Source organism: Massilia sp. KIM, from assembly GCF_002007115.1.
Taxonomy (GTDB): Bacteria; Pseudomonadota; Gammaproteobacteria; order Burkholderiales; family Burkholderiaceae_D; genus Telluria.
Map to the genome: position 1 here is coordinate 1,739,494 of NZ_MVAD01000001.1, position 12,348 is coordinate 1,751,841.

Consider the following 12,348-nt stretch of genomic DNA (forward strand, 5'->3'; position numbering starts at 1 on the left):
TCAGCTCCTCAGCCACAGTTCGTCGAAGCGCCAGGTCGGGAAGTGCGAGCGTTCCGCTCGCGCGCCGCCGACCCGGGCGGCGATGCCGTCGACCACGTCGGTGAAGCCCCAGATCAGGAGCCCGCCCCGGTCGTGCTGGATCTGCTGGGCCTCGTGCACCAGCAGCTTGCGCTTGCCGACGTCGGTCTCGCCCAGCGCCTGCTCGAACAGGGCGGAGAAGCGGGCGTCCTCGAAGTGGGTCTTGTTGACCGCCGCCAGCGGCGCGTCGGTGATCGAGGCGGTGTGCAGGAATTCGCCGCCCAGGCGGTAGGTGGTGCTCATGGTCCAGCTGTCGCGCAGCGGGCCGTTGTAGGTCGCGGCGTCCACCTGGCGCACCCGGACCTCGACGCCGGCCAGCCTGGCCTGGGCCGCGAACACCTGGGCCGCGGCGCTGCCGCCCGGCCCGGCCGCCAGCTCCAGGCGCAGGTCGGCCTGCCCGGCCGCCCGCAGCAGGGATTTCGCCTGCGCCAGGTCGTAGGGGCGTTGCGCGATCCCGGCGTTGAAGGTGGGGTCGAGCGGCGAATACAGGTCGTTGGCGATGCGCCCCTGCCCGCCGAGCGCGCGCGCCACCAGTTCCGGGCGGTTGGCCAGCAGCCGGAAGGCCTGGCGCACGCGCGCATCGCGGAAGGGCTCGGCCGCCGTGTTCATCTCGAAGCCGTGCCAGCCATGGGTGCGGCTGACCAGGACCGAGGCCCCGCCATGGGCCTGGAGCGGCACGATCTGTTCCGGCGTGAGCGCGTAGGCGGTGTCGATCTGGCCGGCCAGCAGGGCCGCCACGCGCGAAGTCTGGTCCTTGAACTCGATGATCTCCAGCTCGTCCGCATAGGGGCGGCCCGGCTTGAAATAGTTCTCGAAACGCACGAACAGCGAGCGCTGGCCGGGGGTGAACTCCTTGAGCTTGTAGGGGCCGGCGCCGACGGGATTACGCACCGGGTCGTAGTCGGTCGGGACGATGCCGCCGAAGTTGACCCAGCCGTCCGGCAGCGGCAGGAAGCCGGCCCCGTCCTTGATCGGCACGCGGATGGTGCGCTCGTCGAGCTTGACGATGTTGTCGCGGTCGATGCGGCTCACCAGGGCCGCGTAGGGCGAGGCCAGTTGCGGGTCGGACAGCCGCCGCGCCGAGAAGATCAGGTCGTCCGCCGAGATGGTTTTACCATGATGGAACTCCAGGTCCTTGCGCAGGCGGATGGTCCAGGCGCTGGCGTTGGCGTTGATGCTCACCTCCTCCGCCAGGGCCAGCTCGGGCGTCATGCGCTCGCTCCACTCCCACAACTTGCTGTACAGGGCGAAGCCGCGGATGATCCCGCTGCCGACCGGCTTGTGCACGTCCAGGTTGCCGCTCTGGCTGCCGTCCACGATGCCCAGGCGCAGGCGCCCGCCGCGCCGAGGCCCGGCGTCCGCCGGCGTCGCCGCCGCCGGCGCCGGATCGCGCCGGCAGCCGGCCAGCAGGCCCGCGCCCAGCGTGGCCCCGGCGCCCAGGGCGGCGCCCCGGATCAGGAAGTCCCTGCGGGAAGTCGGATCAGGCATGCTTCCTCCTTTCAGGCGGCCGCCGCCAGGCTGGCCTGCGGCTTGCGCTGAGGCGACAGCAGCGGCACCTCGAAGCCGTGGTCGAGATCGAGCAGCGGGAACAGCAGGTCCGCCACGCGGTAGGCTTCCTCGATCAGCGGCCACCCGGACAGGATGAAGGTGCCCACCCCCTGCTCCTGGAATTCGCGGATGCGCGCCGCCACGTTCTCGGCGCTGCCCACCAGGGTCGTGCCCTGGGCCGGACCGAGCACGTTGAAGCCGTGCAGGGCCGGACCGGTCCAGATGTTCGGATAGATCTCGTAGTCGCGCGCCTTCGGCAGGCGTCCGGCGCGGATCTGCTCCAGGTTGCGGTTGACCTGGGGATCGGGGCTGACGTAGGTCTCGAAGCGCTCGCCCGGCGGCAGCTGGCGCTCGATCGACTGGCGCGCATACTCGACCGAAGTGCGGTCGACCAGGTATTGCGCGTACTCCCAGGCTTCCTCCTCGGTCTCGCGCACGATGATCTGCAGGCGGGTGCCATACTCCAGGCGGCGGCCGATCTTGGCGGCCTCGGCGCCCACGCGGCGGAACTTGTCGCCCAGTTTCTGCGGGGTGTTGGCGAAGCTCAGGTAGACGTCGAGCGACTGCACCGAGTGCGCCACCCCGGCGCTGGAAGTGCCGGCGCCCCACAGTTCGAAGGGCGCGTAGCGCGGCGGCGCGGCCCCGCGCTGGCTGCCGCCGCCGAAGTCCGCCGGCCGCGGCGCGATCTGGATGTACTTGCCCTGGTAGCCGTCGGTGCTGCCGGCGTACAGGCGCTTGAAGGCCTCCCAGTATTCGAGGCTGTAGGCGTAGCGCTCGTCGTGCGCCAGGTGGATGCCCTGGGCCGGCAGCATCTTGTCGTTGCCGTTGACCGCGTTGTAGATCAGGCGACCGCCCGAGAAGCGGTTGATGGTCTGGGCGATCTGGGCCAGCTTGGCCGGGGCGATCAGGCCCGGGTAGATCGCCGCCACGAACTTCATGCGCTGGGTGCTGGACAGCACCGAGGCGGCCAGCACGTTGACCTCGTCGGCGCCGGTGGCCAGCAGCGCGCCGTAGTAGCCCAGCTTGTCGATGGCGCCTGCCAGTTGCTGCAGGTGGCCGAAGCCGGTGTGCCAGCGCCCGTCCGCCTCCCAGGGCACCTGGCCGTCCGGCGCGGTGAGATACCACAAGACTTTGATTCCCATGTGTGACTCCTTGTTCTGTGTCGATCCGGTATTCGCAAGAGGCGTGCCAGGCCGGCCGTGCGCCTGCCGCCCGCCGGCTGCTGCCTGCGCAGCGCGCCGCTGCTGCTTTTGCAGCAGCGCTTCAACAAGCTGCTGCCGCCCGCCCAGGCGCTCAGAAGCGGTAGGCGAAGCTGGCCTGCAGCGCGCGCGGGATCGAGGGCTGCAGGAATTCGGTGGTCGGGCCGGTCAGGCCGTTGACGAAGTTGCGCTCGTCGGTCAGGTTGAGGATGCGCAGCCCGAGGTCCCACTTCGGCCTGCGCAGGTAGAGCGTCAGGTTGAGGGCATGCTCGTTCGGCACCACCGCCGTGCGCGTCAGGCTGGTGGCCCAGTCGCTGGTCCACCAGGCCGACAGTTCGGCGCCGAAGCCCTGGCCGAACTTGACGTCCACCCAGCCCGACAGTGAATGCTTGGGGATTCCCGGCGCGGCCGCCTGGCCCGGGGCCGGACGCGCGTTGAGGGCGTTGCCGTCAGCGAACACGGTGGCGTTGTCGGGCACGAAGCCCCAGGGCGAGAAGAAGCCCGGCGGGAAGCTCACGTAGGTGTATTTGGCGTTGATCAGGGTGTAGTTCAGGCCTGCGCTGATGTCGCGCGCGGCCTGCAAGCGCAGCGCGGCGTCCACGCCGTGGATCTCGATCTTGGGGATGCTGCCGTCGGTAAGCGGGGCGACGTCGCGTTTCTGGCGGTAGCCGGCCAGGCTGGCCTGGAGCCGGTCGGGGATCAGCTCGGCCTTCACGCCGACTTCCAGCAGCCGGCTCAGGCTGCGGAAATTGAGCGGGTTGAGCTGGTTGTTGGCGCCCCAGGTCAGCACGTCGGCGAAGCCGCCGGTGTTGATCGCGTAGGAACGGTCGTGGGTCAGGTAGAACGTGCTGCCCGGGCTCGCCTTGTACAACAGGCTGAGCTGGGCCGCCGGCAGGTGGAAGCGCTTGCCGTCGCGCACTTCCTGGGCCGGCGTGAGGAAGACCGGATTGTGGATGTCGGCGTTGACGCGGGTGCCGGACAGGCCGAGGTTCAGGCCCCAACGCTCGTCCAGCAGGAAGTTCTGCTGGGTGAACAGGGCCAGGTTGGTCCAGCGTCCGTCCGAGGTATAGGTGGCGCCCCCGGACGCCGGCGAGCCGCCGCGCTCGGCATAGAAGTCGCCGCCGGCCGGGTACATGGCCGGCAGGCTGAGCCAGCCGAAGGCGCTCGAGCGCTGCGGCACCCCGGCCGTGCCGATCCAGGAACCCGGACCGGCCGGCGACGGCAAGGCGTACAGGGCGCCGGGCGTCTTGAGCTCGAGCGGCGCCGTCAGGTCGTAGGGATTGATGGTGAAGCTGTTGTTGGCGGCGCGCGTGATGTAGCGTTCGCGCCGGTAGCTCACGCCGGTGTTGCTGTCGTGGCGCAGCGGCAGGCCGAACAGGGTGAAGTCGTTCCGGCCGCGCAGCTCCAGGCGGTTCTCGAAGATGCGGTCCTCGAACTGGGTGAAGAAGCTGCCGACCGAGTTGCCGCTGTCGCGCGAGCGCTGGTAGAGGGTGCTGTTGTGCAGCGACCAGCGATCGTTCAGGTCCCAGGCCACGCGCAGCTGGCTGGTGTCGCGCCGGGCGGTGTTGCGGTCCTGCGGGCGCGAATAGGCGGAATCGGAGAGTTCGACCAGGCCGTTGCCGGCCAGCTTAGGATCGTAGACCCAGCCGCGCACCGTGCCCGGCGTCGACTGGCTGGTGAGGAAGGACGGCCACTGGCTGGCGGGCAGCAGCGGCCCGGCCACGAACTGGCGCACGCCGGCCGCGTTGGTGACCGGCGTGCGCTGCTGCCAGCCGACGACGGCGGAATCGTAGGCGCCGCTGGCGAACACCGGCGAATAGTAGCGCGTCGCCGCGCCGCTGCCCTGGCTGATGATCGGCGTGGCGCGCCCCGCATGATAGCGGCCGTCGTCGATCAGCTGCTGGGTCACGCGGTTCCAGCCGTGGGTGACGTTGAAATCGTGGTAGTCGTCGACGCTCAGGTTCCAGTCCAGGCGCAGGCCGGCGCGCGGCTTCCAGGCCAGCGCGCCGTAGAAGGCGTCGAAGTCGTTGCGCACGCCCTCGGCGTAGTCGTCGGCGCGCTGGGCGGTCACGCTGACCCGGTAGGCCAGGGTGTCCGAGAGCGGCCCGGTGAGATCGGCGGTCAGGGCATGGGCCGGGTAGGAGCCGCCACCCGGCACCCAGGTGCCGACCTGGCCGCTGAGCTGGCCCCGCTGGCGCTCGAAGTCGGGCTTCTTGGCCAGGTAGTTGGCATAGCCGCCGCTGCGCGAGGAAATCCCGAACACCTGCGGGGCCGGGCCGGCGACGATGTCCACGCCCTCGAAGGCATTGGTGTTGAAGGGGTGGCGCACGTTGTAGGTGCGCTGGCCGTCCTGGTAGAGCTCCGAGGCCTGGCCGCGGATCAGGGGCGCGACCGAGACGTTCTGGCCGCCGTTGCGGGTCAGGCCGGGCGCATACTTGACCAGGTCGTCGGCGGTGCGGATGCCGTCGCGCAGCAGTTGCTCGGCCGAGATCTGCGACACCGCGCGCGGGGTGTCGAGCAGGCTGGTGTCGGTGCCGTAGACCGAGGACACGGGCCGCGGCGCCAGTGCCCGGTTGGCCTGGGCGCCGATCACCACCACCGAGGCCACCGGCACCAGGGGCTCGCCACCAGGCGCGGGCGCCTCGTCGGCGCCCTTCCCGGCCGGCAGCTCCGGCGCCGCCGGTTCCGCCGCGCCGGCGCACATGGCGGCCAGGGCGAGGTGCACGGTCAGGGCCAGACGATGGACTCGGTGTGGGGACTGCTTCATTGCGTTTCTCCTGGATGGATGACAAGGGATGTCCATCCAGGTGCAGGTTCCATGCCACGCCGAATCCGGCCCCGCGCGGCGCTTTTTTGCACCGCAACACGCAGCATTGCTGGATTTACACCAACCGGGCCGGCGGGCAAGTGTTGGAATTCGCGCAGCGCGCGGTTCAGCGGGGGATGCGCGGCGGGCGCAACAGGAGTAATCTGGCCGGCGTCAAGTCCAGGGCCGGAACATGCCGACCCTGTCGCGGGTCTGTAGTAGACCCATCCACCCCAGCAGTCACGATCAGGAGACGAACATGGCGTATGTCGACGGTTTTGTGCTTCCCCTCCCCATTGCAAACATCGACGCCTACCGCGCGATGGCGACCAAGGCCGGCCAGATCTGGCGCGAGCACGGCGCCCTCCAGTTTCGCGAATGCATAGGCGACGACGTCAAGCCCGGCGTGCACACCTCCTTCCCCCAGAGCGTCAAGCTGGAGGAAGGCGAAACCGTGGTGTTCTCCTGGATCGTCTACGAGTCGCGCGCCCAGCGTGACGAGGTCAACGAGAAGGTCATGAAGGACCCGCGCATGGCCGAGATGATGCAGCCCGAGGCCATGCCCTTCGACGGCAAGCGCATGATCTACGGCGGCTTCGAGATGCTGGTCGACCTCTAGGAAGCCGCGCGGAACAAGGCTTCAGTCCCCGGCGTCGATGATCCAGTCGGCCGGCTTGCCGCTGCTGGTACGCGGCAGCGCGCGGCCGAAGGTATAGGCGGCCGGCCGTTCGGGAGCCGACAGGCGCTCACCCATCCAGGCATCGAGTGCGCCGCGCAGCGCATCCGTATCGACATCGACATTGGCATCGGCATCGGCATCGTCAACTGCGCCGGCGCCGGCGCGCGGGACCACGAAGGCCTTGAGCCGGTGGCCCTCGTCCGGCCGCATCAGACGCACCGCCGCCTCCAGGACCTCGGGGTGCATGCGCAGCACCTCGGCCATGTAGGCGGGGAAGACATTCACCCCGCCCACCTGCACCGCATGGTCGATCCGTCCCTCCGGGCGAAAGGCGCGCTCGCCGCTCCACGCGAGCCGGTCCTGCAGCGGGTAGCTGCGCGCCTGCCCGTCGGGGCCGGGCCGCAGCAGCTGGTCCGGATCGGCCGCACGCGACCAGTAGGGGAACAAGGCATAGGGCGCGTCCGGATCCTCGCGCCAGCCGACCCCGGCGGTCTCGGAGCTGCCATACACCTGCACCAGGCGCGCCAGCCCGGCAGCGCGCACGCCCCGCGCCACCTCCGGCGGACAGGGGGCGGTCGAGCTCACCCCGGTCACGTCCGGAGCGACCACCGCACCAGTCTCGGCGAACGCGCGCCAGAAGTCGGGAAAGCCCAGCACCAGGTCGCCGGCGCGCATGCGGCCGGCGATGGCGCCGGGCGCATGGCCGCGCCGGTCCAGCACCGCATCCGGCGCGAGCCCCAGGGCCTGGGGCAGGAGCACCGAGAACAGGAAGCCGTAGATGTGGTGGGACGGCACCACGCTCAGGATGCGGCGCCGCCCTGGGAACAGGCTGGCGAGGTGGCGGGCTTCCTCCCACAGCAGCGTGGTCTCGTGCACGATGGTCTTGGGTGCGCCGGAACTGCCGGACGTGCGAAAGCGCAGCGTCGTGCTCTCCTGCTCCAGCCCGGCGCGCGCCACGGCCAGCCAGTCGCCCAGCCGGGTCTGCGCCAGCAGCGGCGCGTCGGCGCCACGGCGCAGGCCCAGCAAGCCTTCCATGGCCGTCGCCAGGCCGATCAGCTCGAGCGAGTCGGCGCCCAGTTCCCGCGCCAGATCGAGCTCTTCCGGCCACGGCGGCGGCGGGCGCCGTACGCCGGGGCGCATCGACGCCAGTTCGGCCGCGAGAAGATCGTTGACGACCCGGGTCAGGCTGGCGTGCTGGCGCCACCAGGGCGCGGGCGAGTCGGTAACAATGTTCATGGGCTTGGATGTCGAACTGGCATGATGGGACGGCGCAGATGGTGACAGCCTCGCGCCCGGGCTGTCAATGCCACGCCGACGCAACATCCGCGCGCTAAATACCTGAGAAAATTTACAATTTCTATCGCGCGCAATTGACACGCGCATTTGTCTCATGCCAACATCAATTTCTGAGAAACAATTGCCAGTGAAGCTGGCCCGGAGCCGACCATGAACGCCACCACCTTGTCTTTCGCTACCCCGGATCTGGCGGCGCAGCTCGACGCCTGCAGCGATGCGGACCTCGACCAGCTCGACTTCGGCGTGATCGGCTTCGACGCCGACACCCAGGTCCAGCGCTACAACAGCTTCGAATCCCAGGCCGCCGGCCTGTCGCCCCAGCGCGTGCTGGGCCAGCCCCTATTCACCAATGTCGCGCCCTGCCTGAACAATTTCATGGTGGCCCAGCGCTTCGAGGACGCCGAGGAAACCGGCAGCGAGCTCGACGACACGATCGACTACGTGCTGACCCTGCGCATGCGTCCGGTGAAAGTCCAGTTGCGCCTGCTGGCGGGCCCCGGCCGCGCCCACCGCTACGTCCTCGTCCAGCGCGTGCTCAAGTGAACGGCGGCCTGCACCACGATCTCGATCAGCTCGGCGCCGAGTACGAGGCGCTGATCCAGTTCCTTTACCTGGCGCCGGTCGGGCTGGTGCAAGCCGACGTGGACGGCGAGATCGCCCTGATGAACCCGGTCGCGGCCCAGCTCCTGATGCCGCATTCGCGCGACGGCGGGCTCGACAACCTGTTCGTGGCCCTGGAATCGGTGGCGCCCGACCTGCGCTTCCAGGTCGAGCGTTTCGCCCAGCCCAGCGGCAAGATCTGCGACGGCCTGCACGTGCACCTGAACGCCGGCGCCGCCGGCAAGAAACTGCCGCAGATTCTCTCGCTCAGCCTGCTCAAGCTCGACGCCAGGCGCGTGATGGCCGTCATCAACGACGTCACCCTCCAGGTCCAGCGCGAGCGCCAGCTGCGCCAGAGCGACGCCTGGTTCAACGCGATCCTGACCGGGATCACCGACTACGCCCTGGCCGGCCTGGACGCCGACGGCCGCCTGGTCGAATGGAACGAGAGCGTGCGGCGCGTCACCGGCTTCGAGGCCGAGGCGATCGGCCAGCCCTATTCGATCTTCTATCCGGCCGAGGGCATGACCGCCGAACACCTGCGCGACCGCCTGCGCGAGGCCGACGCCAACGGCTGGAGCCTGGACGAGGGCCGCCGCATGCGCGCCGACGGCAGCAGCTTCTGGGGCAGCGTCCTGATCGCCCCCCTGCCCGATAGCGACGCGCCGCCCGGCCAGGAAGCGCTAGGCGCCGCCTATTGCCTGATCCTGCGCGACATCAGCGACAAGCGCGACGTGTTCGAGCGCCGCCGCCGCGAAACCTTCGGCGACCACCTGACCGGCCTGGCCAACCGCCGCGCCTTCTTCGACGCCGCCGAGCAGGAGCTGGCGCGCAGCAGGGTCTCGCCCCGCCCCACCGCCGTGCTGGTGCTCGACGCCGACCACTTCAAGTCGATCAACGACCGCTACGGCCACCCGGGCGGCGACGCGGTGCTGCAGCACCTGGCGGCGATCCTCGGCGACACCTTCCGCGAAGTCGACGTGGTCGCGCGCATCGGCGGCGAGGAATTCGCCGTGCTGCTGCCCTCGACCGACCTGGCCTGCGCCGCCGTGGTGGCCGAACGCCTGCGCGCCAGCGTGGCGTCCCAGCCGGCGCGCTACGAGGGCCAGGCGATCGCCTGCACGGTCAGCGCCGGCGTCGCCGCCAGCGTGGACGGCGCCGAGAACGTCGACCAGCTGCTCAAGCGCGCCGACCAGGCCCTGTACGCCGCCAAGCGCGGCGGCCGCAACCGCGTCGAACGCTGGCGCCCGGAGCTGTCGATCGGGAGGTCCGGTGCAGCTTGACGCCCAGCAGGCCTACGAGGGCCTGATCGAATTCCTGTACCGCGCCCCGATCGGCCTGGCCCAGACCACGCTCGACGGCGCCGTCGACATGCTCAACCCGATGGCGTCCAGCCTGCTGATGCCGATCGCGCCCCAGGCCGCGCTGGACAATATGTTCGCCGTGCTGGAGCCGCTCGCGCCCGAGCTGCGCGCCATGGTGGCCGCCTTCGAGGCGCCGTCCGGCATCATCGCCGAGGGCCTGCGCCTGGTGCTGCCGCCCGCGGCGCAGTCCCAGCGCAGCAGCAGCAGCGCGCCCCAGGTGCTGTCCCTGAACCTGATGAAGACCGACCCGCAGCGCCTGATGTTCGTGGTGGCCGACGCCACCCTCGAGGTCCAGCGCGAGCACGAGACCCTGTCGCGCCGCCTGCGCAGCGCGGCGCGCACCGACCAGCTCACCCGCATGCCGAACCGCGAGGCGGTGCGCGAGGAAATCGCACGGCTCCTGATGCGCCCGGACGACGGCGACTCCCGTTTCGCCGTGCTGTTCCTGAACTGCGACCGCTTCCGCCAGGTCAACGACAGCCTGGGCCAGGCGGTGGGCGACCAGCTGCTGGTCCTGGTCGGCGAGCGCATCCGCGGCGCGCTGCGCCCGCCGAGCGACCGCATCGATCCGCACGCCGGCGCCGGCCAGCTGGCCGCGCGGGTCGGCGGCGACGAGTTCGTGGTGGTGCTGGACGGCATGCGCTCCTGCGCCGACGCCGAGAAGGTCGCGGCGCGCCTGCTGGACGCCGTCGCCCGGCCCTACGCGGTCGGCGGCCACGACATCGTCTGCAGCGCCAGCCTCGGCATCGTCTGGGGCGCCGGCGCCGCCCGCGACCCCGACGAGGTGCTGCGCGACGCCGGCATCGCCATGGTCGAGGCCAAGCGCGCCGGCGGCGCGCGCCAGCGCGTGTTCGAATCCGCGATGCGCGAACGCGCGGCGCGCCGCGCCGACATCGAGAGCGAGCTGCGCCAGGCCCTGGTGGAGGAGCAGCTGTTCGTGGTCTACCAGCCGGTGGTCGGCATGCTGCCGGATGGCCGCACCGACCATGCGGCCGGGGTCGAGGCCCTGGTGCGCTGGCGCCATCCGGTGCGCGGCATCGTGCCCCCCATCGACTTCATCCAGGTCGCCGAGGAATGCGGCCTGATCGGCGCGGTGGGCGACTTCGTGCTCGAACGCGCCTGCCGCGACTTCATGGCATGGCGCGCCGAACTCGGCGAGCGGGCGCCGCGCCTGATGGCCGTGAACCTGTCGCGCGCCCAGCTCGGCCAGGCCGGCTGGATCGACACGGTCCAGCGCATCCTGCACGCGACCGGCATGCCGGCGGCCCAGCTCCAGCTGGAGGTGACGGAGAGCCTGGCGGCCCAGGGCGAGGACGTGCAGCAGCGCCTGCACGAGCTCAAGCGCCTGGGCGTGAAGCTCGCGCTCGACGATTTCGGCACCGGCTATTCCTCGCTCTCCAGCCTGCACCTGCTGCCGGTGGACACGGTCAAGATCGACCGCTCCTTCGTCAGCCAGGCCGACACCTCGGCCCACCACCGTGTGCTGATCGAGGCCACCGTGAAGGTCGCGCAGAGCCTGGGCATGCGCACCGTCGCCGAAGGCATCGAGACCCTGTCGCAGGCCGAGGTGGTGCGCGCCTATTCGTGCAACAAGGCCCAGGGCTATTTCTACAGCCGGCCGCTGCCGGCGCCCGACCTGCTGGCCTGGCTGGACAGCCACCACGCGGTGGCAGCCTAGACAGTATGTGAGGCTGGTCCTACAGTCCTTGCCGAAATGCTCCTATTTTGTGTGGCCCGCCGCGCTCCCATGATTGCGGCACCCATCCATACATAAATAAGGAGCATTCAATGAAACGCAATTTCCAGGGCGCCCTCGTCGCCGGCCTGATGGCCATGGCTCTCGCCGCATGCAGCTCGACCGGCGACACCACCGACAGCACCAGCGGTTCGACCGGTTCGTCGGCCACCTCCAGCGGTTCCTCGTCGATGGAATCGAGCAGCCCGAGCACCGGCAACACCACCGGCGGTTCGAGCTGGGGCGCGGGTTCGACCGGCACCACCGGCACCACCTCGGGCTCGACCGGCAGCACCTCGGCCACCCAGGGCACTTCCTCGGGCGCCACCGGCACCACCGGCACCACCTCGGGCAGCACCGGCACTACCGGCACGACCTCGGGCAGCACCACCCCGACCTCGACCAACAGCAGCACCTCGGATACCGGTCGCTAAGCGCATCCAATGCCTGAGACCACGGCCGCCTCCGGGTGGCCGTGTTCGTTCAGGCTCCCCGCTTGTCCCGGCGGACATTCCGAGCAGAAATGATTCCCGGAGATTGTGAGCCGGGTCCTACATCTGTTCTCGATCTCATCCTATTTCATGTCCTGGTCGCCGTCCGCATGATGGCAAGACCACACAACCGAGGAGAAAGACGATGAAGAACAAGTACCAAGGCGTACTGCTGGGCGCCGTGATGGCCCTGGCCCTGAGCGCATGCAGCTCGACCGGCGACACCACCGACAGCGCGACCGGCTCCAGTGGCTCGTCCATGAGCAGCGGCAGCTCGGGCAGCGCCACCGGCACGACCGGCAGCATGGGCACGACCGGCACCACGGGCACGACCGGAACCACCGGCACCACCGGCACGACCGGGACCACCAGCGGCACGACCGGTACGACCGGCACCACGGGCACCACCAGCACCACCACCACCGACCCTGCGACCAGCGGCACCACGCGCTGATCTCCCCCGAGGCTGGTCAGGCCAGCCTCGCTTGCGGCCGTGTTCCCGGAGCCCGCGTGGTCCGGGAACACGGCCGCTTGTTTGTCGCAGCCGGAGGC

The 12,348-nt window shown here is 70.1% G+C and carries 10 protein-coding genes; 6 read left to right on the forward strand and 4 right to left on the reverse strand.

Annotation, left to right across the window (positions count from 1 at the left end):
* The 3 genes from B0920_RS07450 to B0920_RS07460 all read right to left on the reverse strand — a co-directional run bounded on the left by B0920_RS07450 (position 1) and on the right by B0920_RS07460 (position 5,592).
* The gene (locus B0920_RS07450; RefSeq protein WP_078031903.1) at positions 1-1,566 is read right to left on the reverse strand and encodes an ABC transporter substrate-binding protein; all 1,566 of its coding nucleotides are present in this window, start codon (positions 1,564-1,566) and stop codon (positions 1-3) included.
* A gap of 11 nt (positions 1,567-1,577) precedes the next feature.
* Complete coding sequence (locus B0920_RS07455; protein WP_078031904.1) at positions 1,578-2,768, reverse strand: LLM class flavin-dependent oxidoreductase; 1,191 nt, start codon at positions 2,766-2,768, stop codon at positions 1,578-1,580.
* A 151-nt stretch (positions 2,769-2,919) separates the two neighbouring features.
* A complete protein-coding gene (locus B0920_RS07460) occupies positions 2,920-5,592 on the reverse strand; it encodes a TonB-dependent siderophore receptor (protein ID WP_078031905.1) in 2,673 nt (890 codons plus the stop codon).
* Between the two features lie 298 nt (positions 5,593-5,890).
* Here B0920_RS07460 and B0920_RS07465 point away from each other — a divergent pair, with 298 nt between their 5' ends.
* Positions 5,891-6,250 (forward strand): DUF1428 domain-containing protein, encoded by a 360-nt coding sequence (locus B0920_RS07465; RefSeq protein ID WP_078031906.1) that lies wholly within the window; start codon positions 5,891-5,893, stop codon positions 6,248-6,250.
* A gap of 21 nt (positions 6,251-6,271) precedes the next feature.
* On the opposite strand, the gene B0920_RS07470 is transcribed toward B0920_RS07465, so the two are convergent.
* The gene (locus tag B0920_RS07470) at positions 6,272-7,546 is read right to left on the reverse strand and encodes an AMP-binding protein (protein ID WP_078031907.1); all 1,275 of its coding nucleotides are present in this window, start codon (positions 7,544-7,546) and stop codon (positions 6,272-6,274) included.
* Between the two features lie 210 nt (positions 7,547-7,756).
* On the opposite strand from B0920_RS07470, the gene B0920_RS07475 reads away from it, so the two are divergent.
* The 5 genes from B0920_RS07475 to B0920_RS07495 all read left to right on the forward strand — a co-directional run bounded on the left by B0920_RS07475 (position 7,757) and on the right by B0920_RS07495 (position 12,250).
* Positions 7,757-8,149: a phosphonate transporter gene (locus tag B0920_RS07475; RefSeq protein ID WP_078031908.1), complete on the forward strand. Its 393-nt coding sequence runs from the start codon at positions 7,757-7,759 to the stop codon at positions 8,147-8,149.
* Positions 8,146-9,489 carry a diguanylate cyclase gene (locus B0920_RS07480; protein ID WP_229455256.1) on the forward strand — a complete coding sequence of 448 codons (1,344 nt, stop codon included), beginning with the start codon at positions 8,146-8,148 and terminating at the stop codon, positions 9,487-9,489. Before B0920_RS07475 ends, B0920_RS07480 begins: the two co-directional genes overlap by 4 nt.
* On the forward strand, positions 9,479-11,248 hold the full coding sequence (locus B0920_RS07485; RefSeq protein WP_078031909.1) for a bifunctional diguanylate cyclase/phosphodiesterase: 1,770 nt from the start codon (positions 9,479-9,481) through the stop codon (positions 11,246-11,248). Before B0920_RS07480 ends, B0920_RS07485 begins: the two co-directional genes overlap by 11 nt.
* Positions 11,249-11,358: 110 nt before the next feature.
* Complete coding sequence (locus B0920_RS07490) at positions 11,359-11,739, forward strand: hypothetical protein (RefSeq protein WP_078031910.1); 381 nt, start codon at positions 11,359-11,361, stop codon at positions 11,737-11,739.
* Between the two features lie 202 nt (positions 11,740-11,941).
* Entirely contained in the window at positions 11,942-12,250 is a 309-nt protein-coding gene (locus B0920_RS07495) for a hypothetical protein (protein WP_078031911.1), read from the forward strand.
* The last annotated feature ends 98 nt before the right edge of the window (positions 12,251-12,348 follow it).